Below are 24,675 nucleotides of genomic sequence, written 5' to 3'. Positions count from 1 at the left end.
GGCGGCGCACGGGGGCTCTGCTCCCGTCCTCGCGCCTGCTAGGCGCCGAGTGGAACCGTGTGCAGGGAACGGTTAGGTTCTCCCACCCGAGGGAAAGTAAAGTACTCAGCCATGCATGTACTCAGCGTGAGCTCCCTCAAGGGCGGCGTCGGCAAGACCACCGTGACGCTCGGCCTTGCATCCGCGGCGTTCTCGAAGGGCCTGCGAACGCTGGTCGTCGACCTCGACCCGCAGTCCGACGTCTCCACCGGCATGGACATCAACGTCGCCGGTCACCTCAACATCGCCGACGTCCTCACGTCGCCCAAGGAGAAGATCGTCCGCTCGGCGATCGCCCCCTCCGGCTGGACGAAGGAGCGCCAGGGCACCATCGACGTCCTGATCGGCAGCCCGTCCGCGATCAACTTCGACGGACCGCACCCCAGCATCCGCGACATCTGGAAGCTCGAGGAGGCGCTCGCGAGCGTCGAGGCCGACTACGACCTCGTCCTGATCGACTGCGCGCCCTCGTTGAACGCGCTCACCCGCACGGCCTGGGCCGCGAGCGACCGGGTCGCCGTGGTCACCGAGCCGGGCCTGTTCTCGGTGGCCGCCGCCGACCGCGCGCTGCGCGCGATCGAGGAGATCCGCCGCGGTCTCAGCCCGCGACTGCAGCCGCTCGGCATCATCGTCAACCGCGCCCGCGTGCAGTCGCTCGAGCACCAGTTCCGGATCAAGGAGCTGCGCGACATGTTCGGCCCGCTGGTCCTCAGCCCGCAGCTGCCCGAGCGCACCTCGCTCCAGCAGGCGCAGGGCGCCGCGAAGCCGGTGCACGTCTGGCCGGGCGAGAGCGCGCAGGAGATGGCGCACAACTTCGACCTGCTGCTCGACCGCGTCATCCGCACCGGCCGCATCGGCGAGCAGGCGGTCCCGGCGGCGACGAGCTAGTCCGGCGAGGTCCGCGCACGGCGTCGCAGCCTCGGCTGCGGCGCCGTCGCTGTGTGCGGGAGCGGATCACGCCGAGACGCCGGCGTCGGACGGCGGGTCTGCCCGCGGGGCGTGCTGGGGGCGGCGGGTCTCGATACGCCCCTCCGGGGCTACTCGACCAACATGAGTGGCGCCGTCCGTGGGCTACTCAACACGAGTGACGCCGTCCGTGGGCTACTCGACCAGCATGTGTGCGCGCAGCGCCGGCGTGCGGCGATCGACCGGCGAGAGGGGCGGGTCAGCCGACCTTGCGGGAGGCGCGGCGGCGGGCGAGCTCGTCGGACGGGTCGACGGACTGGTGGTCGAGCTCGACGAGGCTGGTCTCGACCTCGCGGAGGACCTTGCCGACGGCGATGCCGAAGACGCCCTGGCCGCGGCTGAGGAGGTCGATGACCTCGTCGTTCGAGGTGCAGAGGTAGACGCTCGCGCCGTCGCTCATCAGCGTCGTCTGCGCGAGGTCGTCGACGCCGGACTCGCGGAGCTGGTTCACGGCGGTTCGGATCTGCTGGAGGGAGATGCCGGTGTCGAGGAGGCGCTTGACGAGCTTCAGCACGAGGATGTCGCGGAAGCCGTAGAGGCGCTGAGTGCCGGAGCCGGAGGCGCCGCGGACGGTCGGCTCGACGAGCTCGGTGCGCGCCCAGTAGTCGAGCTGGCGGTAGGTGATCCCGGCGGCCCGTGCAGCGACGGCTCCGCGGTAGCCCGCGTCGGCGTCGAGGTCGGGCAGTCCGTCGGTGAAGAGGACGAGGTCGCGCTGGCCGCTGACGTCGCGGCTGACTTCTCTCATCCCTGTGCCTTCCGGATACGAACGCCGGTCGCTCCGAACGCGCTCCCTAAGCTACCGACCCGGGGATGCCGAGTAAACGACATCCGCTCTTCCGAGGGGGCGTGTCGTCCGCCTCGGCCGCGGATCACGAGCGCGCGATCCGCGAGAGGGCGCTGCGCACCATCGCCTCGCGGATGGTGCCGAGGTGCGCGGCGAGGCCGATCGCGTTCTCAGCGGCGCCGGCCGATCCGGACGCGTCGCCGCGGCGGGTGCTCGAGGCGACGACGCTCTCGATCAGCGACATCTCGCGCTCCACGGCGATGCGGAGCGGGCGGAGGTGGCGCGGCTCGATGCCCGAGCGGCCGAGGTCGACGAGCGCCTTGAGCGTCGTGACCGCCTCCTCGCCGAAGACGTCCCCGCCGCGGACCAGCCCGGCGGCGATCGCCTCGCGCACGAGCGCCGGGCTCGCTCCCGACTCGCTCGCGAGACCGTCGCGGGTGAGCCGGGTGGCGGGAGCCAGCAGGGAGGGTGCGGCGCCACCGGCACCGGCGGGGAGGGACGGCTCGCGCCCGGCGTCGACGTCGTCGAGGTAGCCGCGGATCACCTTGAGCGGCAGGTAGTGGTCGCGCTGGAGCGCGAGGATCATCCGCAGGCGCTCGACGTCACCGGTGGAGAACTTGCGGTAGCCCGAGTCGGTGCGGGCGGGCGAGACGAGCCCCTGCTCCTCGAGGAACCGCAGCTTCGACGGCGTGACGTCGGGGAACTCGGTGGTGAGGTGCGAGAGGACCTGGCCGATGCTCAAGAGAGCGGCCGGGCCGGACGGGAGTGCGCGAGCGGTCGAACGACCCACGGCTACGCGTCCGGAGCGGCGACGAGGTCGGCGCGGGACGCGTAGAAGGTGAGGCGGAACTTGCCGACCTGCACCTCGGAGCCGTCGGTGAGGATCGCGGACTCGATCCGGACACCGTCGAAGTAGGTGCCGTTCAGCGAGCCCAGGTCGCGGACCTCGAACGAGGTGCCGCGGCGCACGAACTCGGCGTGCCGACGCGAGACGGTGACGTCGTCGAGGAAGATGCCCGCATCCGGGTGCCGGCCGACGGTCGTCGAGTCGATGTCGAGCAGGAAGCGGGCCCCGGTGTTGGGCCCACGACGGACGACGAGCAGGGCGGAGCCGGAGGGCAGAGCGCCGACGGCCTCGGCCTCCTCGCGGGACGCCCGGTTGTCGAGCGCCGCCAGCTGGGCGCCGATGTCGTCGGTGAACGTGAGGGTCGTCTCCGTCGACGGCTCGACGGGAACGGACGGATCTGCGGATGACGCTCCGCGCACGGACTCGACCAAGACGTACCTCCTCGCTATCCCCTCAGCGTATCGGAATCGGAGGGCCCGCCGGTCGCCCCTGACGCTCCGTCGACCCCCAGGACGAGGCCTCGGGTCTGCACCGCGTAGACGATCCCCGCCCACCAGTAGAGGAACGCGCCCCAGAGCGCGAAGGCCCAGGCGACGGGGAGGGACGCCGGGGCCAGCGCCGGGAAGGCCTGCCCGAGCATGATCAGCGGCAGCGCGTAGAAGAGGCAGAACGTGGCGAACTTGCCCAGGTGATGCACCGGCAGCGGTCCGTAGCCGTGGTTCGCGAGGACGACCGCGAGCACGACGAGCATCAGATCCCGCGCGACCAGCACGGCCACCAACCACCACGGCACCAGCTCGCGGACGGCGAGGCCGATCACCGTCGCGAAGATGTAGAGGCGGTCGGCGGCCGGATCGAGGACGGCGCCCAGGCGCGTGATCTGGTCGAAGCGGCGCGCGATCCAGCCGTCGAGGTAGTCGGTGAGGCTGGAGAGGACGAGCGTCAGCAGGGCGAGCGCGTCCTCGCCCTCGATGATGAGCACGAGGAACACCGGCACCAGTGCGAGCCGCACCATGCTGAGGATGTTCGGGACCGTCCAGATGCGGTCCTCCGCCGCGCGCGCCATGCCGGGAGCCCTCGTCAGCGCTTGTCGCGCCAGACCCGCTCGAAGGGCAGCCGCCAGGCGTGCGGGGCGATCAGCTGGTGGATCGCGTTCGGGCCCCAGGAGCCCGGCGCGTAGAGGCGCACGGGCGGCGGGTCCTGCAGGAGCGGCGCCGACACCTCCCAGAGGCGCTCGATGCCCTCGGCGGTGGTGAAGAGCGTGTGGTCGCCGCGCATCGCGTCGAGGATCAGCCGCTCGTAGGCCTCGAGGGCGTCGCCCGCGCGATCGGTCTCCTGCAGGGCGAACTGCATGCTCAGCTTGTCGAGCCGCATGCCCGGGCCGGGGCGCTTGCCGTAGAAGGACAGCGACACCTTGGACGCGTCGGCCAGGTCGAAGGTGAGGTGGTCGGGGCCGTGCGCGCCGACTCCGGAGCCCTGCGGGAACATGCTCTTCGGGGGCTCGCGGAAGGCGATGGAGATGATCCGCTGGCCCTCCGCCATCCGCTTGCCGGTGCGCAGGTAGAACGGCACTCCGGCCCAGCGCCAGTTGTCGATCTCGCACTTGAGGGCGACGAAGGTGTCGGTCTCGGAGTCGGGCGCGACGCCCGGCTCCTCGCGGTAGCCGATGTACTGGCCGCGGACGACGTTCTCGGGGTTGAGCAGCCGCATCGAGCGGAAGACCTTGTTCTTCTCCTCGCTGATCGCCTTCGGCTCGAGGGCGGTCGGCGGCTCCATCGCCATGAAGGCGAGCACCTGGAAGAGGTGGGTGACGACCATGTCCTTGTAGGCGCCGGTCGACTCGTAGAACTCGGCGCGGCGGTCGAGGGTGAGCTTCTCGGGGATGTCGATCTGGACGTGGTCGATGAAGTTGCGGTTCCAGATCGGCTCGAAGAGGCCGTTGGCGAAGCGGAAGGCGAGGATGTTCTGCGCCGGCTCCTTGCCGAGGAAGTGGTCGATCCGGAAGATCTGCTCCTCGTCGAACGTCTCGTGCAGCTCGGCGTTGAGGACGACGGCGCTCTCGAGGTCGACGCCGAAGGGCTTCTCCATGATGATCCGCGAGCGCTCGACGAGGCCGGCCTCCGCGAGCATGCGGACGACCGAGAGGGCGGCGCGCGGCGGGACGCTGAGGTAGTGCAGGCGGCTGACGTCCGGGCCGAGCACCTTCTCCGCGTCGGTGACCGCCTTCGCCAGCGCGGCGGGGCCGGCGGACTGCGGGACGTAGCGGAGCTTGGAGGCGAACTCGTCCCACTGGGCGGGGGTCAGCGAGCGGCTGCCGAACTCGTCGTAGGCGAGCTTGGCGAAGGCGCGGAAGGACTCGTCGTCGTGCTCCTCGAGCGAGGTGCCGACGATCTGCAGGTCGGGTGCGAGCGAGGACAGCGCCAGGTGCGCCATGCCCGGGATGAGCTTGCGGCGGGACAGGTCGCCCACGGCCCCGAAGAGGACGACGACGTGAGGGGCGGCCTGCTCGGTCTGGACGGCGGGGGCGGGAGGTGCAGGGGTCACGGTCACCCTTCGATCATTCCATTCCGCCGCGTGACAGTGGCGTCATCCGCCGGACACGCGCCGCCGCTAAGGTCGTGCCGTGCCTCCGATCTCCGACGCGCCAGCCGCGACCGCAGCACCCGCCTCCTCCGCCTCCTCCGCCGACGGGACCGTCGCGCCGCCGATGGACGACCGCATCCGCGGCGACGTCCATCTGCTGGGCGAGCTCCTCGGCCAGGTCCTGCGGGAATCGGGCGACGACAGCCTCTACACCGATGTCGAGCGGCTCCGCGCTCTGACGATCGGCGCCTACGACAGCGGGCACCCGGACGAGCTGGCCGCGGCGGAGGATTTCGTCGCGTCGCTGACCGCCGAGCGCGCCGAGGAGGTGGCTCGGGCGTTCACCTGCTACTTCCACCTCGTGAACGTGGCGGAGGAGTTCCACCGCGTGCGGGTCCTGCGCCGTCGCGACGCCGACGCCGGCGCCCAGCGGCCCGAGGACTCGATCATCGCGTCGATGGCGACCCTCACCGACGAGCTGGGCGAGGAGGAGGCGTTCGAGCGCCTCTCGCGCCTGGAGTTCCGCCCGGTCCTCACCGCGCACCCGACGGAGGCGCGCCGCCGCGCGGTCTCCTCCACCATCCGCCGGATCAGCGCCCTGCTCGAGCAGCGGGACGACCCGCGCACGGGCGGCGTCGTGCTGGTCGAGAACCGCCGGCGCCTGCTCGCCGAGGTCGACACGCTCTGGCGCACGGCGCCGCTGCGCGAGTCGAAGCCCAGCCCGCTCGACGAGGTCCGGACCGCGATGAGCGTGTTCGACGAGTCGCTGTTCTCCGTCCTGCCGCGGGTCTACCGCCGGCTCGACGACGCGCTGCTCGGCGACGCCTCCGGCACCCGCAAGCCGATCGCCCCTGCGTTCGTGCGCCTGGGCACCTGGATCGGCGGCGACCGCGACGGCAACCCGTTCGTCACCGCCGAGACGACCCTCGAGGCCGTCGACATCGCCGCCGAGCACGTCCTGATCGGGCTCGAGCGCGTCGCCCGCCGGGTCGGCCGCTCCCTCACGCTGGACGCCGGCACCACTCCCCCGTCGGCGGCCGTCGAGGCGCTCTGGGCCGCAGGGGTCGAGAAGGCGCCCGAGCTCGCCGCGGTCATCGCCGAGCGCTCGCCGAGCGAGACCCACCGCCGCGTCCTGCTCTTCACGGCGGACCGGCTCGCGGCGACCCGCTCCGGCGGCGCGCTCGCCTACGGCTCCGCCGCTGAGCTGCTCGCCGACCTGCGGACCCTGCAGGACTCGCTGATCGAGGCGGGCGACGTCCGCTCGGCCTACGGCGACCTGCAGGACCTGCTCTGGCAGGTGGAGACCTTCGGCTTCCACCTCGCCGAGATCGAGGTGCGGCAGCACTCGAAGGTGCACCGCGAGACCCTCGCGGCGGTCCGCGCCGGCGGCGAGCTCGACGAGCGCAGCATCGAGGTCCTCTCGGTCTACCGTGCGCTCGCGACGATCCAGGAGCGCTTCGGCACCGACGCGGCCCGCCGCTATGTCGTGTCGTTCACCCAGTCGGCCGAGGACCTCAAGACGGTCTTCGACCTGGCCGAGGCGGCGACCGACGGGAACCCGCCGATCATCGACGCGGTCCCGCTCTTCGAGACCTTCGCCGACCTCGACGCGTCGACGGACATCCTGGCCGAGATGATCAAGCTGCCCCAGGTGCGCGCGCGCCTCGCGGCGACCGGGAACCGGCTCGAGGTCATGCTCGGCTACTCCGACTCCTCCAAGGACGTCGGCCCGGTCTCGGCGACGCTCGCGCTCTACGACGCGCAGGCGCGCATCGCGAAGTGGGCCGAGGACGAGGGCATCGTGCTCACGCTCTTCCACGGCCGCGGCGGCGCCCTCGGCCGCGGCGGCGGACCGGCGAACCGCGCGGTGCTCGCGCAGCCGCCCGGCTCGGTCGACGGCCGCTTCAAGCTGACGGAGCAGGGCGAGGTCATCTTCGCCCGGTACGGCAACCCGGACATCGCGACCCGGCACATCGAGCAGGTGGCCGGCGCGACGCTGCTCGCCTCCTCGCCCTCGATCGGCGAGCGCAACGCCGGTGCCGCGGACCGCTTCCGCGACGTCGCCGCGACGATGGACCGCGAGTCGCGCCGCCGCTTCTTCGAGCTGGTCAAGGCCGACGGCTTCGCGCCCTGGTTCGCCCGAGTCACCCCACAGGAGGAGGTCGGCCTGCTCGCGCTCGGCTCGCGGCCGGCCCGCCGCGGCCTCTCGGTCGAGTCGCTCGAGGACCTGCGCGCGATCCCGTGGGTCTTCGCCTGGACCCAGGCCCGCGTCAACCTGACCGGGTGGTTCGGACTCGGCAGCGCCCTCGAGGCGGTCGGCGACCTGGACGAGCTGCGCACCGCCTACGAGACCTGGCCGCTGTTCACCACGATGATCGACAACGTCGAGATGTCGCTGGCGAAGACCGACGAGGGCATCGCTCGCCGCTACCTGGCGCTCGACTCCCGCGACGACCTCGCCGGTCTCGTGCTCGACGAGATGGAGCTCACGCGCCGCTGGGTGCTCTCGATCACCGGCGAGGAGAGCCTGCTCACCGGGCACCGCGTGCTCGGGCGGGCCGTGCGGCTGCGGACGCCCTACGTCAACGCGCTGTCGCTGCTGCAGCTGCGTGCGCTCCGGGCGCTGCGCACGGACCCGGGCGGCTCGGGCACCGAGCAGAACCAGCGGCTCCTGCTGCTGGCCGTGAACGGCGTGGCCGCCGGCCTCCAGAACACGGGCTGATCCGGCTCGCCGCGGGACTCCCGCACGAACGACGGAACCCCCGGCGGCCTGAGCGGCTGCCGGGGGTTCCAAGTCGTGCGGGTGGTGCGGATCAGATCTGCGCGCCGTGGTCGAACTTCTGCGGGGCGCCGGACTCCTGCGCGGCCTTCGCCTCCTCGTACTGCTTGCGGACGGCGACCATGTCGAGGCCGCGGACCTGCTCGAGCAGGGAGTCGAGGGCCGGGGCGGGCAGGGCGCCGGGCTGCGCCATCAGCGGGATGCCGTCGCGGTACACGACGAGGGTGGGGATCGAGGAGATGCCGTAGCTGCCGGCGAGCTGCTGCTGGTCCTCGGTGTCGACCTTCGCGAAGGTGACATCCGGGTTCTTCTCGCTGGTCGCCTCGAAGACGGGGGCGAACTGGCGGCACGGGCCGCACCACTCCGCCCAGAAGTCGATGAGGACGATGCCGTCGGAGACGGTCTGGTCGTGGGTGTCGAGAGTCATCGCTGTCGTGGCCATGAGGGATGCAACCGACCCGATCCGCGCGCTATTCCCGGGCTGCGGGAGGGGTGGTCGGCGCCGCGGAGTCCAGCAGGTCGAGCAGGGTGCGCGGGCCGAGAGCCGTGGCGCCGAGCTCCTCGATCCGGGCGACGAGGCCGCGGTCGGCGGTCACCACGCGGGCGGTCGACCCGATCGCCGCGACGCGCTCGACGATCGCGTCGTCTCCCGACCCGGCGGCGCTCTCGACGCTCAGCCGCCCGCGCGGAGCCGCGCCGACCGCGTCGGCGGTGCGTGCCGCCCGGGCGTCACCCTCGAGGACGACGGCGATCCGCGGCCAGACCGTGTCGGCCTCGACGGCGAACAGGGAGCCGGGGACACCCCGGTTCGCGAGGCGCCCGAGCGCCGCGACGAGCCGCTCCGCAGCACCCGCGCGATCGCGCCACCAGCCGTCCGGACGCGAGCCGACGACGTTGGCCGCGTCGACGACGAGGACGCACGGCTCGGTGTCGAGGGCGCGCAGCTCGCGCCAGGAGGCCTCGAAGCCCGGGTGCAGCGGGAGCGCGTCGACCTCGGCCGGCGGGACCCAGCGCAGCTCCTGGCTCTCGGCGTCGGCGATCCGCGGGGTGAAGTGCTCGAGGGCCCGGGCGACGACGGTGGTGTAGCTCCAGGGGCCGATGGTCACGACGCGGGAGAGGACGGGCACGACGATCCCGTCGGGCACTCCGGCCTCCTCGACCGACTCGCGCAGGGCGCCCTCGAAGGCGGTCTCCTCGGGGTGGCGGGCGCCGCCCGGCAGTCCCCAGGTGTCGCCGAAGTGGCTCCAGGTGGCGCGGTGCTGGAGCAGGACGCGGCCGTCCGGGTCGCGCAGCAGCAGACCGGCGGCGCCGAAGCGGCCCCAGAAGCGGCGCCCGTCCCCGATCTCGACCCAGCCGTCACCGAGCGCGGCGTCGAAGGGGTGGCGCGGAAGCGCTCCGCCGTCGGCCGGGCCGTCGCTCGTCATGCGCTCCAGCCTTCCACATCGCGCCGACCGTCCCGGACCGCCCGCCGCACAGCACCGAGTCGCTCACCGGGTCGAATCGAGCACCTGGCAGAATCGACGGATGCGCCGCTCGAGGATCCTCCTGCCCGCGACGCTCGCCTGGCTCGGCGTGATCGCGCTGATCACCTTGACGCCGGCGCCGTACCCCGCCGGTCAGCCCTCGGTGCTCGTCCGCGGGATCATCGCGTTCCTCGCCTCCACGCCGCTGACCGCCTGGTTCACCTTCGACGTCGCCGAGTTCGTCGCCAACGTGCTGCTGTTCGTGCCGCTCGGCGCGCTGGTCGCGCTGCAGCTGCCGCGCCGGCGCCGGCTGCTCGCCGCACCGATCGGCCTCGGCGTCTCGGTGCTCGTCGAGACGATCCAGCTGCTCGCACTGCCCTCGCGCGTCGCGGACGTACGCGACCTCGTCTCGAACGGCACGGGGGCGCTCCTCGGTGCGCTGCTGGTCGTCGTGCTCGCCCGTCTCCCGCTCCGCCCCCGGAAGGACCGCACCACCCATGCCCGCTGACACCCTCGTCGTCCTCGGCCGCCCCTCGCTCGACGCCCCGGCGCACGACGCAGGCTCCGCACCCGTGCTCGATGCGACCGGTCGGGGCGGGTTGGACGTCACCGACCTCGGCTTCACCCGCGGCGACGGGGTCTTCGAGACGATCAACCTGGTCGACGGGCGGCTGCAGGCGCTCGACGCGCACCTCGACCGGTTCGAGGACTCGGCGCGGATGCTGGACCTGCCCCGCCCGGACCGCGCCGCCTGGCGGACGGCGATCGACGAGGCGGTCGCCGCCCACCCGCGGGTGCCCGAGGCGATGGTGAAGACGATCCTGAGCCGCGGGGTCGAGGGCGACGGACGGCCGACCGGCGTCGTCTTCGTGCAGACGAGCCCGGACTTCGGGCCGGCCCGCCGGGACGGCGTGCGGGTGGTGCTGCTCGACCGCGGACTGCGCTCCGATGTGCAGCACACGTCGCCGTGGCTGCTCGCCGGCGCGAAGACGCTCTCCTACGCGGTCAACCGGGCGGCCTCGCGCGAGGCGCTGCGGCGCGGAGCGGACGACGCGCTGTTCGTCTCCAGCGACGGCTTCCTGCTGGAGGGGCCGACCTCGAACCTGGTGCTGCTCGCGGGCGGCGAGCTGGTCACTCCGCCGCCGAGCCTGGGGCTGCTGCCGGGGACGACGCAGGCGGACCTCTTCGAGCTGGCAGGCGGGCTCGGGCTCGGCACGGCGGAGCGCCCGCTGCGGGCCGAGGACCTCGCGTCGGCCGAGGCCGCCTGGCTGGTCTCCAGCGCGCGGAACGCCGCGCCGATCCGCGCGGTGGACGCGCAGGAGCGCCGCGTCGACCACGAGCTCACGGCCCGGATCAACGCGGCGCTCCTCGCGCGCTAGGGGCGGTCGCTCGGACCGGCCCGCTCAGCCGCGACCGCTCAGACCTGGTCCTCGACGTCGGCCGCACCGCGGTGCAGCAGGCCGCCGCGCGTGTAGTCCAGCGCCGGGTCGAGGCTGCCCTGGACGCGCTCGTCGGCCGCCTCGTCGTTGATCACGGCGGTGACGATGCCCCGCCAGTCGGTGCCCTCGGCGACGGCCTCGTCGGAGCCGACACGGCGGGTGACGAAGACCGCTTCGCCCTCCTCGCCGCTGTGCGAGATGATCGCGAGGACGCCGACCGCGCGGCCGTCCGGGTGGCGGACCTGCCACTCCTCGTGACCCGACGGGACCAGGAGGAACTCGAGTCCGGCGTGCGGGAAGGGGCTCTCGCGCAGCTCGGACGGCGAGCCGCTGTGCTCGGGCGCTCCGCGGGTGGGGACGCCCTCGCCGGTGTCCTCGCCGTAGCTGTGGTACGTGCTCATGGTGAACCTCCTCGGTCGGCGGCCGGTGGGGCCGCGGATCCCTCGTCGATGGGACCACCCCCATCATGGCTTCGTAGACTGGACGGATGCAGATCCCGGTGACCGGCTCCGTCCGCGTGGACGCCTGGCTGTGGGCGGTCCGCGTGTACAAGACGCGTTCCGCCGCCACGACGGCCGCCCGGGCCGGTCACGTCCGGGTGAACGGCGAGCGGGCCAAGGCCGCGCAGACCGTGAAGGTCGGCGACGAGGTCCGCGCCCGCATCGGCGGCTTCGACCGCGAGCTCGTCGTCCGCGGCCTGATCGTGAAGCGGGTCGGCGCACCGGTCGCGGCCGAGTGCTTCGAGGACCGCACTCCCCCGCCGCCGCCGCGCGAGGCGGCACCCGCGATCATCGAGCGCGACCGGGGCGCCGGCCGCCCGACCAAGCGCGATCGGCGCGAGATCGAGCGGCTCCGCGGCTTCTGACGGCACCTGCTCACCGGTCTCGCGCTCGGCCCGTGATCGCGCGCCACCGCTCTGCGCGGCGGCTCGGCGGATTTTTATGATGAGGGCATGTCAGTTCTCTCAGCTCCGATCCTGCGTCTGGCAGCATCGATCCCCCTCCCCCGATTGACGCGGCGGGACCGTGGACGAACGGGGCGACTGAGCGCAGCCGTCGCGGCGATCGCGGTCGTCAGCGTCCTGATCTCGGGGAGCGGGGCGTCGGCCGCGCCCGGCGGCGGCTCGCCGGCTGGCAGCGAGCTGCCGCCCGCCTCCTTCAGCCTCGTGAAGAGTCCGAGGACAGGTCTCGTCTACAAGGCGTGGGAGGTCGCTCCGGGGATCGCGGTCGCCACTCAGCCGAGCGGTGTCGGGGGGATGGCGATCTCGCCGAAGGGCCTGCGGACCCAGCGGCTCGTGAGCTCCATGCTGTCCGAGCTCCTGACGGCGGAGCCGTCGAAGAGCCTCGTCGAGGTGGTCCCGGACCTCCTCGGGGCGAGCGAGGTGAAGGGCAACCGGTTCCTGCAGGTCAACGGCGACGTCTCCGACATCCGGGTCCTCGTCGTCCCGGGGGACAGCTGGTCGTCGTCCCGTCTGAGCAGGGAGCACGCCATCGCAGGAACCGGGTCCGACTCGTTCCTCACCTTCGACCCGGACCGCATCTCGTCGTACTTCGATGAGGAGACCGGGCAGATCCGCGCCTTCTCGCCGACGGCGACCTTCGCCCACGAGCTGTACCACTCGGTCCAGGCGCTCGCCGGTTCGCAGGTCGGCAAGGAGTACGAGCTCTCGATCCCCACCCCGGTGCGCAGTGGCGATCTGGGGACACCCGGCACTCCGGAGAAGGATCAGCGGGTCTTCAGCCTGGTCGACGAGCTCGTGACGCAGGGGGGACCGCGCGGTCTCGCGGCGGTGAAGGACTGGCTCCTGAGTCCCGACCCCGCAGATCCCGGGGAGGAGGCTGCAGCGGAGTCGGGGCGCGACGACTCCTACGGGGAGGCCCACTTCGCGCGGGGCCCGAATCCGTTCCTGAACTTCGCACTGATGCGGGCGACGACGGAGGAGCAGGGCGCGGAGAGCGGACCCGAACACGTCCGCGATGCTCTCGGGCGTCGAACGCGAGCCCTCGACCGGCTCGTGACGCAGCACCCCACCGAGATCAGGATCGCCGAGGAACTGCACATCCCGGCCCGCGCCGAATACGAGCCGATGGTGCGGAGGAACGGCGCCGGGACGCTCCTCAACAACGTCGGGTCGTTCGAGAAGGCCGGGCCGATCGGGCACATCGACCTCATGGATCCGCTCAGGTCCCCCTACCTCCGATGGGAGACGACCCTCGCCGCCGTCTGGTCGCGGACGAACAGCCCCGAGGAACCGGCACCGGCGGCCGCGGACGCCCTGTGCGTCCTCTGCGACCTGAGCCCGAGCGCCGTCGACGGCGCCGGCTCGACCGCGGCCCGCCCGAGGACGGTCCCGGGTCCCGCTCCGGAGGGTTCCGCGCCGGAGGAGGAACCGTCGCCCGAGGAGAGACCGGCTGCGGAGACGGGCCCGCCCGGGCGGGAGCTGCCGGGTTCCGGGAGGCCCCTGGCGCCGGAGGCGGGTCTGGCGGACGACGCTGCGGCGGCGCGGATGGCGGCGCTGGCGGAGCGGTTCGGCGGGGAGTACGTGCCTGCTGAGGCGCGGGCGAGCGTGTGGAAGGGGTTCGAGGCGACGGCGTCCGAGCTGATGCGGGGCTCGGTCGGGAGCGGCGAGGGCATCGCGAACGCGGTGTTCGCCGTGAAGGGACTGGTCGATGCGTTCAGCGGGGACTCGGACGCGCTGACGGACGCGGTCGCGGTCTCGGGGGTCGCCTCGGTGGTGGTCCCGGAGATGGGTCCGCTCGCGGTGGGGTTGGGGACGGTGCTGAACCTGCGGAACTTCGCCGAGACGGAGGACGGGTTCCAGCTGGCGGAGGCGGTCGTGGGTCTGGTGGCACTGGCGTTCCCGGAGCTGGGTCCGGTGGCGCTGGTGATCGCGATGCTCGATCTGTGGCTGCGCGGGTCGGACCCCGCGGAGTGCGAGTCACCGGGGCAGAAGCTGATCGACGCGTTCCAGTGGCCGGCACACGAGGCGCTGTCGCGGATGACGCGGGTCGCGGCCGAGAAGGAGCTGACCGCGGTGCGGCTGGCGCAGGACCAGATCGCCTACCGGGCCCGGTTCGCGCAGTCGCGGATCGTGCTGGACGCGGTCGCGCAGGGGTACACCGCGGAGACGCTGCCGCCGTCCGTGCAGGGCGCGATCGACGACATCCAGGTCTCCGCGAACGAGGCGCTCCAGCTGACCTGGCAGGCGGGCCTCCAGGACCTGCGCACGACGATCCGCGTGCTCACCGATGAGGTCAACGCCGGGAAGACCTTCACCGACTTCCGTGCGCAGTGGGTCGAGTCGGTGAACGAGAAGGGAGGCCTGACCCAGTGCGGGTCCGTCAAGCACACGGTCTCGGTGGACGAGCTGCCCTCGGTGAACACGCGTCCGATCGACCCGGACGCCTACCACGGCGCCGCGGAGGCGCAGTTCGGGTCGATCACGAACGAGACCCTGGACCTGTACGAGCACGCCGAGAACAGCCTGCGCCTGTTCGACCCGTCGAAGAACGCCCTCGTCGTCCCCTCCGTCGACCCGGTCGAGGTGGTCCACGCGATCACCCGCACCGACCTGCCGACCGCCTTCACCACCACCGGCGGGCGCTCGGCGGAGCAGACGGTGTCCCTGCTGAAGGGCACGGGGACGGCGCTCACGTTCGTGAGGGTCACCGACGAGGCGACGGGCGCCCTCGTCTGCGGTGCGCAGAAGGTCGACCAGGAGGGCCTCTGGCGCTGCGATTCCGGGCCGACCCCGTTCCAGGGACCGGGGACGACCCGCGAGTACCGGCTGTGGACGTCTCCGACCGACAGCGGGGAGTACACGCGCACCGAGCACCTGCTCAGCATCAGCACCGCCGGTGCCGCGACGACCGTCCCACTCGCGTTCGACGACCTCCACGTGAACGGACGCACCGTCACCGGAATCGTCCCCGCAGGCACCTCCGTCGTCCTGCGGCATCTGCCTCCGGGGATGTCCGAGGGGTACGGCGACGGTCCGGACCTCTCCGACCCCGTCACCACCGGCGCCGACGGCGCCTTCACACTGACCCTCTCCCCGGAGGCGGCCGGCGGACGGACGCAGATCGTCGCCGCCCGTCACGGCGAGGTGATCAGCCTCGCCGTCGATCTCGATCCGCCCGCCGCGCCCGCGCCGGCCTCAGGGCCCTCCGTGACCGCTCTGCACACCACTGTCTCCGCCGGGAGTCCGACGCTGACCCTCACGGGCGCAGGCTGGCCGATCATGACCAGCGTCGGATTCCGGCTCGACAGCGGAGGACGCTTCACCTCCGTCGTCACCGACGAGCACGGCGCCTTCGTCACCAAGGTCACTCTTCCTGCCGCGCTCGCGACGCCGGGCAGCCACACCCTCATCGCGAGCGACACCGGCACGACGAACACCGTCCGCACCGTCACGATCGTCGTCACAGGGTGACGTGGACGGGTCGCATCCGTCTCGTGCTGGTCGAGTAGCCGCGCAGCCGCGTATCGAGCGGCGAAGCCGCTTCGCGTCTCGGTGGTGAGCGAAAGGGACGCGGCTGCGCCGCGTCATGCTGGTCGAGTAGCCCCGCCAGGGGCGTATCGAGACCCGCCGTCACCAGCAGGGCGGGTCTGCAGACTCAGGTTCTGACGGTGGTGGATCTCGATACGCCCGCTCCGCGGGCTACTCGATCAGCATGGCTCTTGACACGTACTCTGCGAGGGCTGCTCGATCAGCATGAAGGCGGGCTGCTGCCTAAGTTGCTCGATCAGCAGGGAGAGGGAGCCGCGGCGCTCAGGGGGCCAGCGCGCGTGCCCGCTCGAGGAGGTCCTCGGCGACCTCGTCGAGGAAGCGCTGCTGCAGGGCGTCGCCGACCTGGACGAAGGCGATGTCGGTGAAGCCGGCCTCGATGAAGGGGACGACGCTCTGCGCGAGCTCGTCGAGGTCGGGGCCGCAGGCGATCGACTCGGCGACGTCCTCCGGGCGCACGAACTGGCTGGCGCCGGCGAAGCCGGCCGGGGTGGGCAAGTCGGCGTTGACGGACCAGCCGCCGGCGAACCAGCGGAACTGCTCGTGCGCCAGGGCGATCCCCTGCTCCTTGTCCGGCGCCCAGCAGATCGGGATCTGCCCGATCGAGCGCGACGGAGCGGCGTCGGCGCCGCGAACGGCGGTCCACTGCGAGATCAGCTCGGCCTCGGGCTCGGTGGTGATCAGGTGGTCGCCGAGCGGGGCGAAGCGCTCGATCGACTTCTCGCCCGAGACGGCGAGGCCGATCGGCACGGGCTTGTCCGGGAGGTCCCAGATCCGGGCGGAGTCGACGCGGAAGTAGTCGCCCTCCCAGGTGACCAGCTCGCCGGTGTGCAGGGCGCGGATGATGTGCACCGCCTCCTCCAGCATGTCCTGGCGCGCGGAGACCGCGGGCCAGCCCTCGCCGACCACGTGCTCGTTGAGGTTCTCGCCCGAGCCGAGGCCGAGGAGGAAGCGGTCGTCGGAGAGGATCGCGAGGGTCGCCGCCTTCTGCGCGATCACGGCGGGGTGGTAGCGGATGGTCGGCGCCGTCACGTAGGTGGCGAGCTCGATGGTCGAGGTCGCCTGCGCGACCGCGCCGAGCATCGTCCAGGCGTAGGAGGCGTGGCCCTGCTCGGTCAGCCAGGGCGAGTAGTGATCGCTCGAGACCGCGAACTCGAAGCCGTGCCTCTCGGCATCGACCGCGTAGCCCACCAGCTGCTTCGGGCCGCTCTGCTCGGTCATCAGGGTGTAGCCGAATCGCACCATCGTCCGCCTCGTTCCGCTCGTCGTCGTCGCCGGCCGGAGGGCAGGCGTCCATCGTTCGGCTCCATCGTCGGGCGGGGACGGGTGGCGCCGACAGCCCCTTGCCCGCCGGGCGGAGGCGGGCTAGCGGCGCCGCGCGTCAGACGAAGCGGACGCGGTTCTGGACGCGGGTGCGGACCTCGAAGGACTCGCCGTAGCCCCCGAGGCGCGGGTCGTCGGTGCCGGAGCGCAGCAGCTGCGGGAGGAGGGAGCGGCGGATGAGCACGTCGCCCGCGTGGCGACCGCGCTCGACCTGCTCGTAGGGCTGCTCGAGGGCGTCGTCGGGGACGACGATCACGCTCGCGGAGAAGCGCACGCCGAGCTCGCGGCCGAGGCGGCGGGCGGCCTTCGAGAGCGAGGCGAGCGGCTTCTCGTCCTCGGCGAGTCCCACACCCTCGACCTCGCCCTTGCGCAGGCGGACGGGCTCGCCCCAGTCGGCCGAGGTCAGGGCGAGGAGACCGGACGGGCCGAGCACCAGATGGTCGATCTTGACTCCGCCGTCGCCGACCGCGACGTCGTTCCAGATCGTGAAGGCGATGCCGAGGGCGCCGACCAGGGAGGCCGTCGCCTCCTCCGCGTGGGCCTTGGCCAGCCAGGAGCGGACCTCGCGGGGGGCGGAGCGCACCAGGGCGGGGTCGAAGGGGTCGTCGATCTCGACGCCGCGGCCGACCCACTCGCGGACGAGGCGGAGGTAGTACTCGCGGGCGGCGCCACCCGGGTGGCCGTAGGAGCGGGCGCGCACCGAGGACGCCGTCTGCTGGCGGGGTGAGCCGGTGTACGGGGCGTGCGAGGAGGCTCCGGGGGCGGGCGCTCCGCGGTCGTAGTCGACGCGGGCGCCGACGCTGCCGATCCGCTCCCAGGCGACCTGCACGGCGTGGAACGAGGCCGCGTCTCCCCCGGTGTCCGGGTGGGTCTCGCGGAGCAGGCGGCGGTAGGCGCGCTTGAGCTCGTCCTCCGACGCGCTCGCGGGGACGCCCAGCACCTCGTAGGGGGTGCGGGCGGCGTGGCTGTCTGGCATGTGCTTCCGGAGGGTCGGGGGCGGCGGGTGAACGCCCGGTCTCCGAGCATATCGACGCCGCCCGGGCGCCCGGTGGGAGCGCGCAGTGCGCTCGCTCCACGGCGCCCGGGCGCGGGTCGGCGTCCGGACCCGGGTCAGCGCTCCGCGAGCAGCTCGCGGACGCGCGGGATCACCTGGGTGCCGTAGAGCTCGATGTTCCGCATGATCGCGGCGTGCGGCAGGGTGCCGGCGCTGTACTTGAGGTCGAAGCGGTCGATGCCCAGGGCTCCGACCGTGTTCGCGATCTTCCGGGCGACCGTCTCGGGAGAGCCGAGGTGCAGGGCGCCCTCGGGGCCCGCCTCCTCGGCGAAGCGCTCGCGGGTGAGCGGGGCCCAGCCGCGCTCGCGGCCGATCGAGTCGAGCATGCCCTTGTAGTGGCCGAAGTACAGCTCGTGCGCCTCCTCGTCGGTGTCGGCGATGAAGCCGGGCGAGTGCACGGCGACCGGCAGGCGCGGCTGCTCGAGCTGGTCGAGGGCGCGGCCGAAGAGGTCGACGTAGGGGCGGAAGCGGGCGGGAGCACCGCCGATGATCGCGAGGACCAGCGGGAAGCCGAAGCGCGCGGCGCGGACGACCGACTCGGGGCTGCCGCCGACGCCGATCCAGGTGCGCAGGCGGCGGTCGCCCTCCATCGTCGGGTAGACGCTCTGCTCGGTCAGGGCCGGGCGGACGGTGCCCTGCCAGGTGACGGGGCCGCCCTGCACGAGCTCGTGGAACAGCTCCAGCTTCTCCTCGAAGAGGACCTCGTACTGGGAGAGGTCGAGGCCGAAGAGCGGGAAGGACTCGGTGAAGGAGCCGCGGCCGAGGATGACCTCGGCGCGGCCGTTCGAGAGTCCGTCGAGGGTGGCGAAGCGCTGGTAGACGCGCACGGGGTCGTCGGAGGAGAGGACGGTGACGGCGGAGCCGAGGTGGATGCGCTCGGTCTTCGCGGCGATCGCGGCGAGCACGACGTCCGGGGCGCTGACGGCGAAGTCGGCGCGGTGGTGCTCGCCGACGCCGAAGAAGTCGAGGCCGACCTCGTCGGCGAGGACGCCCTCCTCCACCACGTCGCGCAGGACCTGGCCGTGCGAGAGGAGCGTGCCGTCGGCCGCGGCCGTGACGTCGCCGAAGGTGTCGACACCGAACTTGATTTCATGCGTACTCATGGACTTTGCAACCTCCGAGGGTCGGGGACTATTCCGGCGGCGACGGCCGGCTCGCGGTAGGCCAGCCCCAGCGACGCGACGGTGTCGTGCGCGTTCAGGCCGCTGGGGTTGGGCAGGACCCAGAGCGGGGCGCCGGCGATCGGCTCCTCCTGCCGACCCTGGCGCGCCTTGGTCCGGCCGAAGGCGGCGCGGTAGGCGGTGATGCCGACCATCGCGACGGCGGCGGGGCGGACGCGCTCGACCGTGCGGACCAGGCGCTCGGCGCCGGCGCGCAGCTCCTCCGGCGTGAGCTCGTCGGCGCGGGCGGTGGCGCGGGGCGCGAGGTTGGTGATGCCGACGCCGCGGTCGGCGAGGGCGCGGCGGTCCTCGGCGGTCATCCCCTCCGAGACGCGGAGCACGCGGTCGAGGATCCCGGCGGCGGCGAGGGCCGGGTAGAAGCGGTTGCCCGGGTGCGCGAAGTGCGCGCCGGTCGCGGCCGTCCAGAGCCCGGGGTTGATGCCGACGAAGAGGAGGCGGACGTCGCCGTCGAGCAGGTCCTCGACGGTGCGGTCGCGGTACGAGGCGAGCTCGGCGCGGGAGAACGGCATGCGGCCATCCTGCCGTGCGGGCCGCCTGCCTCGCGTGCCCGGCGGACGGTGGCAGCATGGGGACATGACGAACGCATCGCAGGACCACCCGATTCAGCACGGCAGCGACGACGCACCCCTGGACGAGAAGCTCCGCGGCATCCTGCTGCAGGTCGCCGGCGATGCCGAGCTCCGGCCCGAGGAGGACGTCGAGGCCCTGCTGCGCCAGCGCCTGCGCGACACCCGCATCGAGATCGCGGAGGAGCACATCGCCGGGCTCGCACGGCGGATCCCCGGGCTGACGCAGCGCGGCGGCGGCGACCTGAGCCCCGGCGCGCACTGAGTCCCGGCGCGCCCTGAAGCACGGCGCGCACCGAGTCCCGGAGCGGGCTGAGCGCACCGCGTCACTCCGGCAGCGCCGGCCCCTTCCGGTGGTGATCGAAGACCAGGCTCGTCCGGGTCGAGGCGACCGCCGGGTGCGCCGAGAGGTTCGACACCACGAAGTCGCGGATGTCGTTCGAGTCGCGCACGGCGACGTGGAGGAGGAAGTCCTCCGATCCGCCGAGGAAGAACAGCTGCACGACCTCGGGCAGCGCGCGGATCTCCTCGGCGAACCGGGTGATCGCCTGCCGCTGACCGGCGCGGATGTTGACGCTGATCAGTGCCTGCAGGGTCAGCCCGAGGGCCGCGGGGTCGAGCTCGGCGGTGAAGCCGGTGATGATGCCGCGCTCCACGAGGGAGCGCACCCGCGAGACGCAGGTGGAGGGCGCGATCCCCGCCTGCTCGGCGAGGCGGCTGTTCGGGGTGCGGGCGTCGGCGCGGAGCAGGCGGACGAGGGTGCGGTCGATCGGATCGAGGTCGCCGAGGTCGTGCAGATCCTGCGGTCTCATGGCGGCACGGCTCCTTCTGATCGCTGATCCTGCGGCGAACATTCCGATTCTCAACGATCCTGCGGATGTTCTCCCGGTCGAAACAGGATCTTCGCACGATAGGGGCAGTCCACCGCGAAGGAGCAGTCATGCGCATCGGCATCCCCACCGAGATCAAGAACAACGAGAACCGCGTGGCGGCGACGCCCGCCGGAGTGCACGAGCTGGTGCGGCGCGGGCACGAGGTGCTGGTCGAGGCGGGCGCCGGGCTCGGCTCGCGGGTCTCGGACGAGGACTTCGCCGCCGCCGGCGCCCGCATCGTCGCGGGGCCGGAGGAAGTCTGGGGCGAGGCCGACCTGGTGGTCAAGGTCAAGGAGCCGATCGAGGCGGAGTACCCGCGGATGCGCTCCGGGCAGATCCTCTTCACCTACCTGCACCTCGCCGCCTCCCGCGCGTGCACCGACGCGCTGCTCGCCGCCGGCACCACCGCGATCGCCTACGAGACCGTGCAGCTGCCCGATCGCCACCTGCCCCTCCTCTCGCCGATGAGCGAGGTCGCCGGGCGGCTCTCGATCACGGTCGGCGGCTACCACCTGATGCGGGCGGCCGGCGGGCGCGGCACCCTCCTCGGCGGAGTGCCTGGAACGCCGAAGGCCAAGGTCGTGGTGATCGGCGGCGGCGTGGCCGGCGAGCACGCGGCGGCGAACGCGCTCGGCATGGGCGCCGACGTGACCGTGGTGGACCTGTCGATCCCCCGGCTGCGCGAGCTCGAGGCGCGCTTCGACGGGCGGATCCAGACGCGCGCGTCCTCGACCTACGAGATCGCGGCGCAGATGGCGGAGGCGGACCTGGTGATCGGGTCGGTCCTGATCCCGGGTGCACGGGCGCCGAAGCTCGTCACGGACGAGATGGTGGCGACGATGAAGCCCGGCTCGGTGCTGGTCGACATCGCGATCGACCAGGGCGGCTGCTTCGAGGGATCGCGGCCGACGACGCATGACGACCCGGTCTTCGCGGTGCACGACAGCGTCTACTACTGCGTCGCCAACATGCCCGGCGCGGTGCCGGAGACGTCGACGCGGGCACTGACGAACGCGACGCTCCCCTACGTCGTCGCGCTCGCGGATCGGGGCTGGAAGGCGGCGCTCGCGGCGGATCCGGCGCTCGCGAAGGGGCTCAGCACGCACGACGGGCAGGTCGTGAACGCGGCGGTCGCCGAGGCGTTCGGGCTGCCGGCGGCGAGCCTCGAGGCGCTGCTGGGCTAGGCGGCCTGCAGGCCCAGTGTCTCGACGATCTGTGCGATCTCGTCCTCGGGAGCAGCCGCGAGGTCGACGGTGACGTGCCGCTCGTCGTCGCCGAGCGGCTCGAGGGCCTCGAACTGCGAGTCGAGCAGGGCGGGCGGCATGAAGTGGCCGGTGCGCGCGCCGAGGCGGTCGGCGATGAGCTCCCGGGTGCCGGCGAGGTGCACGAAGACCAGGTCGTCGCGGCGAAGCACGTCGCGATAGCGCCGCCGCAGGGCGGAGCAGGTGACGACGACGGAGTCGCCGCCGCTCACGAGGGCGTCCACGCGGGCCGCGATCGTCGCCAGCCAGGGGGCGCGGTCCTCGTCGTCGAGCGGGACGCCCTCGGCCATCTTCGCGACGTTCGCGGCGGGGTGGAGCTCGTCGCCCTCGACGAAGGTCCAGCCGAGGCGGTCGGCGAGCAGGGTGGCGATCGTGGACTTGCCACTGCCGGAGACGCCCATGACGACGAGGGCGCGGACGGGGGTGGCGGAGGGACTGGCCGATGCGGTCATGACCTCGATTATGTCCGACGAATAGCTGGTCGGGCGAGGCGTGCGCCGGAATACTGAGGGCATGGACGAACCGCGCTCGCTGCACGAGGCGGTGCTCGACGAGCTCGGGGCGCAGATCGTGCAGGGCGCGCTGGCCCCCGGAAGCGCCTTCAGCGCGGACGACCGGGCCGAGCGCCGCGGGGTCTCCCGCTCGGTGATGCGCGAGGCGGTGCGGGTGCTGGAGTCGCTCGGGCTGGTGGTCTCACGGCGGCGGGCGGGGACGCGGGTGCAGCCGCCGGAGTGCTGGAATGCGCTGGATCCGCGGGTGATCGGCTGGAGCCTCGACGGGCCGGACCGGCAGGCGCAGCTGCACCGGCTGAGCCAGCTGCGCCTCGGCGTGGAGCCGCTGGCGGCGCGGCTCGCGGCGGAGCACGCGTCGAGCGAGCAGAGGGCGGCGCTCGTGGCGGCGGCGGGCGGGATGTCCGAGCACGCGCGGGCGGCCGATCGGGAGGCGTATCTCGCCGCCGACACCGCCTTCCACCGGACGCTGCTGGCCGCGTCCGGGAATCCGCTGCTCGCGCAGCTGGGCGATCTCGTCGCGGAGGTGCTCGCGGGGCGGACTCGGCACGCGCTGATGCCGCGGGAGGCGGACTCGGAGGCGGTGGGGCTCCACCAGGCGGTCGCCGCCGCGGTGGCGGAGGGCGACGGCGAGGCGGCGGAGGCGGCGATGCGCGCGATCGTCGAGGAGGCGGATCGGGCGGTACAGGCGGGGTGAGCGCGGCGGCGGGTCGCGGCGGGCGGGTCTCGATACGCCCTGCGGGCTACTCGACCAGCATGTCTGCGGGCGCCTCTTCCCAGTAGATCCACCAGCGTCAGTCGATCTGTCTGCAGACCCGTCCTTCTGGTGACGGTGGGTCTCGATACGCCCCCGCGGGGCTACTCGACCAGCATGGGTCGGGCTGCTCGCCCAGCATGACTCGGGCTGCTCGACCAGCACGACTCGGGCTGGTCGACCAGCGTGAGGCGGACACCCTGCGCGCCTCGGGCGGGGCTCCGAATCAGGTGGGGGCGGTTGCCGTGGGGGCGGGCGGGGCGCACAGTGGAGGGATGGCCGAGGGATACTCCTCCGCGCAGGTGCGGGCCGCCGAGGCGCCGCATCTGGCGCGTCGAGAGCCGCTGATGCAGCGGGCAGCGGACGGGCTCGCGCGCGAGCTGCGGGCCGCGCTCAACGCGCGCAGGGACAGGCGCGGCGCGGGCAGCGTGCTCGTGCTGGTCGGGCCGGGGAACAACGGCGGGGACGCGCTCTACGCGGCGGCCGAGATCTCCTCCTCCGGCAGCGACGTGTCGCTCGTGCTGACCGCCGACAGGGCGCATCAGCGCGGACTCGCCGTCGCGCTGGACGACGGCTGCGGCCGCGTGGCCGCCGACGATCCGGCCGCCCTCGCAGCGGCGGTCGCCCGCGCGGACGTGATCGTGGACGGGATCCTCGGCATCGGCACGGCGGAGCCCGCGCTGCGCGGGCGGCCCCGCGAGGTGGTGGCGACGGTGATCGACGCGCTCGGACGACGCGAGGACGCGCCCGTCGTGGTCGCCGTCGACCTGCCGAGCGGGATCGGGCCCGACGACGGCGCGGTACCGGACGGGACCGTCCTTCCCGCCGACGTGACCGTGACCTTCGGGGCGATCAAGGCGGGGCTGCTGCTCGAGCCCGCGCGCTCCTACGTCGGCCGGATCCGGCTCGTGGACATCGGGCTCGGGCCCGACCTCGCCGGAGTCGAACCGATCGTCAGGACCTAGACCCGCGGCCTACGCCTGCGCGCCGCGGGTGAGCAGGTGCGCCCGCTCCGGGTGCTGGTCGAACCACTGCCCGACGTACCAGCACATCGGCACGATGCTGCGGCCGCTCGACGCCTCGATGTCGTCGACGGCGAAGGCGACCAGCTCGCCGGCCAGCCCCTGGCCGCGGTGCGGCGGCGAGGTGAAGGAGCGCACGAGCGACACGCTCTCGTCGTTCTCGTGGAAGTCGAGGACGCCGACGAGCGCCCCGTCCTGGTGCAGCTCGTAGCGGGACGCGTGGTCCGCCCGGCGGAAGTCCTTGGCCATCTCCCCAGGGTAGGCCGCTCGAGCTCCGTACGGTCGGGGTGGTCAGGATCCGTCGCCGAGCAGATCGCCGTCGACGTAGTACCAGCGGCCGTCCTCGCGGAGGAAGCGGCTGCGCTCGTGCACGAGCCCCGGCCCCTCGGACGAGCGGTAGGAGGCGCGGAACTCGACGAGCCCCTCCGCGTCGTCCTCGCCGCCGAACGAGGTGTCGACGATCTGCAGGCGCCGCCAGCGGACGTCGTCGTCGAGGTCGACGCGCTTCGGGCGCGTGGACGGGTGCCAGCTGGAGAGCAGGTACCCGGCGCTGCCGAGCACGTTCGCGCTGTAGCGGCTGCGCATCAGGCGCTCCGCGGTCGGCGACGGCGTCTCGCCGAGGTGGGCGGGGCGGCAGCAGTCGGCGTAGTGGCGGCGGCTTCCGCACGGGCAGGCGTCGGCGGGGTGCATCCGGACAGTCTCGCAGGGCGCGGGACCCGCCACTC

26 protein-coding genes are annotated in these 24,675 nt (G+C 72.9%); 10 read left to right on the top strand and 16 right to left on the bottom strand.

Going from position 1 to position 24,675, the window contains the following annotated elements; translation table 11 throughout:
• The first annotated feature begins 111 nt into the window (after nucleotides 1-111).
• Nucleotides 112-927, top strand: coding sequence for a ParA family protein (locus EDF36_RS10510; protein ID WP_123446122.1), 816 nt, complete (start codon nucleotides 112-114; stop codon nucleotides 925-927).
• Between the two features lie 277 nt (nucleotides 928-1,204).
• Here EDF36_RS10510 and EDF36_RS10505 read toward each other — a convergent pair whose 3' ends face one another.
• The 5 genes from EDF36_RS10505 to zwf all read right to left on the bottom strand — a co-directional run bounded on the left by EDF36_RS10505 (nucleotide 1,205) and on the right by zwf (nucleotide 5,180).
• Nucleotides 1,205-1,750 carry a MerR family transcriptional regulator gene (locus tag EDF36_RS10505; RefSeq protein ID WP_123446121.1) on the bottom strand — a complete coding sequence of 182 codons (546 nt, stop codon included), beginning with the start codon at nucleotides 1,748-1,750 and terminating at the stop codon, nucleotides 1,205-1,207.
• A 124-nt stretch (nucleotides 1,751-1,874) separates the two neighbouring features.
• Nucleotides 1,875-2,579, bottom strand: a complete 705-nt coding sequence (locus tag EDF36_RS10500; RefSeq protein ID WP_123732985.1) for a MerR family transcriptional regulator — start codon at nucleotides 2,577-2,579, stop codon at nucleotides 1,875-1,877.
• Between the two features lie 2 nt (nucleotides 2,580-2,581).
• Nucleotides 2,582-3,067, bottom strand: a complete 486-nt coding sequence (locus EDF36_RS10495) for an FHA domain-containing protein (RefSeq protein ID WP_279392406.1) — start codon at nucleotides 3,065-3,067, stop codon at nucleotides 2,582-2,584.
• A 14-nt stretch (nucleotides 3,068-3,081) separates the two neighbouring features.
• The gene (locus EDF36_RS10490) at nucleotides 3,082-3,702 is read right to left on the bottom strand and encodes a CDP-alcohol phosphatidyltransferase family protein (RefSeq protein ID WP_123446119.1); all 621 of its coding nucleotides are present in this window, start codon (nucleotides 3,700-3,702) and stop codon (nucleotides 3,082-3,084) included.
• 14 nt (nucleotides 3,703-3,716) lie between these two features.
• Nucleotides 3,717-5,180, bottom strand: coding sequence for a glucose-6-phosphate dehydrogenase (zwf, locus tag EDF36_RS10485; RefSeq protein ID WP_123704898.1), 1,464 nt, complete (start codon nucleotides 5,178-5,180; stop codon nucleotides 3,717-3,719).
• A 163-nt stretch (nucleotides 5,181-5,343) separates the two neighbouring features.
• Here zwf and EDF36_RS10480 point away from each other — a divergent pair, with 163 nt between their 5' ends.
• Nucleotides 5,344-7,941, top strand: coding sequence for a phosphoenolpyruvate carboxylase (locus tag EDF36_RS10480; RefSeq protein WP_123733320.1), 2,598 nt, complete (start codon nucleotides 5,344-5,346; stop codon nucleotides 7,939-7,941).
• 91 nt (nucleotides 7,942-8,032) lie between these two features.
• On the opposite strand, the gene trxA is transcribed toward EDF36_RS10480, so the two are convergent.
• A complete protein-coding gene (trxA, locus tag EDF36_RS10475) occupies nucleotides 8,033-8,440 on the bottom strand; it encodes a thioredoxin (RefSeq protein ID WP_123446118.1) in 408 nt (135 codons plus the stop codon).
• Between the two features lie 28 nt (nucleotides 8,441-8,468).
• The gene (locus tag EDF36_RS10470) at nucleotides 8,469-9,422 is read right to left on the bottom strand and encodes an NUDIX hydrolase (RefSeq protein WP_123732984.1); all 954 of its coding nucleotides are present in this window, start codon (nucleotides 9,420-9,422) and stop codon (nucleotides 8,469-8,471) included.
• 100 nt (nucleotides 9,423-9,522) lie between these two features.
• Here EDF36_RS10470 and EDF36_RS10465 point away from each other — a divergent pair, with 100 nt between their 5' ends.
• Nucleotides 9,523-9,969 carry a VanZ family protein gene (locus tag EDF36_RS10465; protein ID WP_185020445.1) on the top strand — a complete coding sequence of 149 codons (447 nt, stop codon included), beginning with the start codon at nucleotides 9,523-9,525 and terminating at the stop codon, nucleotides 9,967-9,969.
• Nucleotides 9,959-10,840, top strand: a complete 882-nt coding sequence (locus tag EDF36_RS10460) for an aminotransferase class IV (RefSeq protein ID WP_123732982.1) — start codon at nucleotides 9,959-9,961, stop codon at nucleotides 10,838-10,840. Before EDF36_RS10465 ends, EDF36_RS10460 begins: the two co-directional genes overlap by 11 nt.
• 38 nt (nucleotides 10,841-10,878) lie before the next feature.
• On the opposite strand, the gene EDF36_RS10455 is transcribed toward EDF36_RS10460, so the two are convergent.
• Nucleotides 10,879-11,301, bottom strand: coding sequence for a hypothetical protein (locus EDF36_RS10455; RefSeq protein ID WP_123704562.1), 423 nt, complete (start codon nucleotides 11,299-11,301; stop codon nucleotides 10,879-10,881).
• An 86-nt stretch (nucleotides 11,302-11,387) separates the two neighbouring features.
• On the opposite strand from EDF36_RS10455, the gene EDF36_RS10450 reads away from it, so the two are divergent.
• Together EDF36_RS10450 and EDF36_RS10445 are read left to right on the top strand one after the other, a co-directional pair.
• Nucleotides 11,388-11,765, top strand: a complete 378-nt coding sequence (locus EDF36_RS10450) for an RNA-binding S4 domain-containing protein (protein WP_123446113.1) — start codon at nucleotides 11,388-11,390, stop codon at nucleotides 11,763-11,765.
• Between the two features lie 87 nt (nucleotides 11,766-11,852).
• A complete protein-coding gene (locus tag EDF36_RS10445) occupies nucleotides 11,853-15,332 on the top strand; it encodes a hypothetical protein (protein WP_148060017.1) in 3,480 nt (1,159 codons plus the stop codon).
• A 339-nt stretch (nucleotides 15,333-15,671) separates the two neighbouring features.
• Here the strand turns inward: EDF36_RS10445 and EDF36_RS10440 are convergent, their stop codons facing one another.
• The 4 genes from EDF36_RS10440 to EDF36_RS10425 all read right to left on the bottom strand — a co-directional run bounded on the left by EDF36_RS10440 (nucleotide 15,672) and on the right by EDF36_RS10425 (nucleotide 19,474).
• On the bottom strand, nucleotides 15,672-16,652 hold the full coding sequence (locus EDF36_RS10440; protein WP_123446112.1) for a TIGR03557 family F420-dependent LLM class oxidoreductase: 981 nt from the start codon (nucleotides 16,650-16,652) through the stop codon (nucleotides 15,672-15,674).
• A 136-nt stretch (nucleotides 16,653-16,788) separates the two neighbouring features.
• Nucleotides 16,789-17,706, bottom strand: a complete 918-nt coding sequence (locus tag EDF36_RS10435) for a J domain-containing protein (protein ID WP_123732980.1) — start codon at nucleotides 17,704-17,706, stop codon at nucleotides 16,789-16,791.
• Nucleotides 17,707-17,840: 134 nt separating this feature from the next.
• Nucleotides 17,841-18,887, bottom strand: a complete 1,047-nt coding sequence (locus EDF36_RS10430; protein ID WP_123732979.1) for an LLM class flavin-dependent oxidoreductase — start codon at nucleotides 18,885-18,887, stop codon at nucleotides 17,841-17,843.
• Complete coding sequence (locus EDF36_RS10425) at nucleotides 18,884-19,474, bottom strand: mismatch-specific DNA-glycosylase (RefSeq protein WP_123732978.1); 591 nt, start codon at nucleotides 19,472-19,474, stop codon at nucleotides 18,884-18,886. Before EDF36_RS10425 ends, EDF36_RS10430 begins: the two co-directional genes overlap by 4 nt.
• 64 nt (nucleotides 19,475-19,538) lie before the next feature.
• Here EDF36_RS10425 and EDF36_RS10420 point away from each other — a divergent pair, with 64 nt between their 5' ends.
• A complete protein-coding gene (locus EDF36_RS10420) occupies nucleotides 19,539-19,796 on the top strand; it encodes a hypothetical protein (RefSeq protein ID WP_123446108.1) in 258 nt (85 codons plus the stop codon).
• Nucleotides 19,797-19,857: 61 nt separating this feature from the next.
• On the opposite strand, the gene EDF36_RS10415 is transcribed toward EDF36_RS10420, so the two are convergent.
• Entirely contained in the window at nucleotides 19,858-20,343 is a 486-nt protein-coding gene (locus EDF36_RS10415; protein WP_123446107.1) for an Lrp/AsnC family transcriptional regulator, read from the bottom strand.
• A 128-nt stretch (nucleotides 20,344-20,471) separates the two neighbouring features.
• On the opposite strand from EDF36_RS10415, the gene ald reads away from it, so the two are divergent.
• Nucleotides 20,472-21,587, top strand: coding sequence for an alanine dehydrogenase (ald, locus tag EDF36_RS10410; protein WP_123732976.1), 1,116 nt, complete (start codon nucleotides 20,472-20,474; stop codon nucleotides 21,585-21,587).
• On the opposite strand, the gene EDF36_RS10405 is transcribed toward ald, so the two are convergent.
• Nucleotides 21,584-22,117, bottom strand: coding sequence for a gluconokinase (locus tag EDF36_RS10405; RefSeq protein ID WP_123732975.1), 534 nt, complete (start codon nucleotides 22,115-22,117; stop codon nucleotides 21,584-21,586). The genes ald and EDF36_RS10405 overlap by 4 nt on opposite strands.
• Nucleotides 22,118-22,178: 61 nt before the next feature.
• Between EDF36_RS10405 and EDF36_RS10400 the strand changes: the two genes are divergently transcribed.
• Both EDF36_RS10400 and EDF36_RS10395 read left to right on the top strand, forming a co-directional pair.
• Nucleotides 22,179-22,871: a FadR/GntR family transcriptional regulator gene (locus tag EDF36_RS10400; RefSeq protein ID WP_123732974.1), complete on the top strand. Its 693-nt coding sequence runs from the start codon at nucleotides 22,179-22,181 to the stop codon at nucleotides 22,869-22,871.
• Nucleotides 22,872-23,203: 332 nt separating this feature from the next.
• Complete coding sequence (locus EDF36_RS10395; RefSeq protein WP_123732973.1) at nucleotides 23,204-23,893, top strand: NAD(P)H-hydrate epimerase; 690 nt, start codon at nucleotides 23,204-23,206, stop codon at nucleotides 23,891-23,893.
• A gap of 9 nt (nucleotides 23,894-23,902) precedes the next feature.
• On the opposite strand, the gene EDF36_RS10390 is transcribed toward EDF36_RS10395, so the two are convergent.
• Nucleotides 23,903-24,199: a GNAT family N-acetyltransferase gene (locus EDF36_RS10390; protein ID WP_123446102.1), complete on the bottom strand. Its 297-nt coding sequence runs from the start codon at nucleotides 24,197-24,199 to the stop codon at nucleotides 23,903-23,905.
• Nucleotides 24,200-24,241: 42 nt separating this feature from the next.
• Nucleotides 24,242-24,640 carry a YchJ family protein gene (locus EDF36_RS10385; RefSeq protein ID WP_123446101.1) on the bottom strand — a complete coding sequence of 133 codons (399 nt, stop codon included), beginning with the start codon at nucleotides 24,638-24,640 and terminating at the stop codon, nucleotides 24,242-24,244.
• Between the last annotated feature and the right edge of the window lie 35 nt (nucleotides 24,641-24,675).

It is taken from the genome of Rathayibacter sp. PhB152 (assembly GCF_003751395.1).
GTDB lineage: Bacteria > Actinomycetota > Actinomycetes > Actinomycetales > Microbacteriaceae > Rathayibacter > Rathayibacter festucae.
Note: the sequence above shows the minus strand (reverse complement) of the source record. Positions and strands in the feature narration are given on the sequence as shown.

Coding starts and splice junctions, on each gene's coding strand:
- EDF36_RS10465 (WP_185020445.1), top strand. CDS start 9,523: ATGCGCCGCTCGAGGATCCTCCTGCCCGCGACGCTCGCCTGGCTCGGC.
- EDF36_RS10430 (WP_123732979.1), bottom strand. CDS start 18,887: ATGAGTACGCATGAAATCAAGTTCGGTGTCGACACCTTCGGCGACGTC.
- EDF36_RS10445 (WP_148060017.1), top strand. CDS start 11,853: ATGTCAGTTCTCTCAGCTCCGATCCTGCGTCTGGCAGCATCGATCCCC.
- EDF36_RS10400 (WP_123732974.1), top strand. CDS start 22,179: ATGGACGAACCGCGCTCGCTGCACGAGGCGGTGCTCGACGAGCTCGGG.
- EDF36_RS10490 (WP_123446119.1), bottom strand. CDS start 3,702: ATGGCGCGCGCGGCGGAGGACCGCATCTGGACGGTCCCGAACATCCTC.
- EDF36_RS10450 (WP_123446113.1), top strand. CDS start 11,388: ATGCAGATCCCGGTGACCGGCTCCGTCCGCGTGGACGCCTGGCTGTGG.
- EDF36_RS10435 (WP_123732980.1), bottom strand. CDS start 17,706: ATGCCAGACAGCCACGCCGCCCGCACCCCCTACGAGGTGCTGGGCGTC.
- EDF36_RS10440 (WP_123446112.1), bottom strand. CDS start 16,652: ATGGTGCGATTCGGCTACACCCTGATGACCGAGCAGAGCGGCCCGAAG.
- EDF36_RS10390 (WP_123446102.1), bottom strand. CDS start 24,199: ATGGCCAAGGACTTCCGCCGGGCGGACCACGCGTCCCGCTACGAGCTG.
- ald (WP_123732976.1), top strand. CDS start 20,472: ATGCGCATCGGCATCCCCACCGAGATCAAGAACAACGAGAACCGCGTG.
- EDF36_RS10420 (WP_123446108.1), top strand. CDS start 19,539: ATGACGAACGCATCGCAGGACCACCCGATTCAGCACGGCAGCGACGAC.
- EDF36_RS10425 (WP_123732978.1), bottom strand. CDS start 19,474: ATGCCGTTCTCCCGCGCCGAGCTCGCCTCGTACCGCGACCGCACCGTC.
- EDF36_RS10470 (WP_123732984.1), bottom strand. CDS start 9,422: ATGACGAGCGACGGCCCGGCCGACGGCGGAGCGCTTCCGCGCCACCCC.
- EDF36_RS10460 (WP_123732982.1), top strand. CDS start 9,959: ATGCCCGCTGACACCCTCGTCGTCCTCGGCCGCCCCTCGCTCGACGCC.
- EDF36_RS10395 (WP_123732973.1), top strand. CDS start 23,204: ATGGCCGAGGGATACTCCTCCGCGCAGGTGCGGGCCGCCGAGGCGCCG.
- EDF36_RS10480 (WP_123733320.1), top strand. CDS start 5,344: ATGGACGACCGCATCCGCGGCGACGTCCATCTGCTGGGCGAGCTCCTC.
- EDF36_RS10405 (WP_123732975.1), bottom strand. CDS start 22,117: ATGACCGCATCGGCCAGTCCCTCCGCCACCCCCGTCCGCGCCCTCGTC.
- EDF36_RS10455 (WP_123704562.1), bottom strand. CDS start 11,301: ATGAGCACGTACCACAGCTACGGCGAGGACACCGGCGAGGGCGTCCCC.
- EDF36_RS10510 (WP_123446122.1), top strand. CDS start 112: ATGCATGTACTCAGCGTGAGCTCCCTCAAGGGCGGCGTCGGCAAGACC.
- EDF36_RS10415 (WP_123446107.1), bottom strand. CDS start 20,343: ATGAGACCGCAGGATCTGCACGACCTCGGCGACCTCGATCCGATCGAC.
- trxA (WP_123446118.1), bottom strand. CDS start 8,440: ATGGCCACGACAGCGATGACTCTCGACACCCACGACCAGACCGTCTCC.
- EDF36_RS10385 (WP_123446101.1), bottom strand. CDS start 24,640: ATGCACCCCGCCGACGCCTGCCCGTGCGGAAGCCGCCGCCACTACGCC.
- EDF36_RS10505 (WP_123446121.1), bottom strand. CDS start 1,750: ATGAGAGAAGTCAGCCGCGACGTCAGCGGCCAGCGCGACCTCGTCCTC.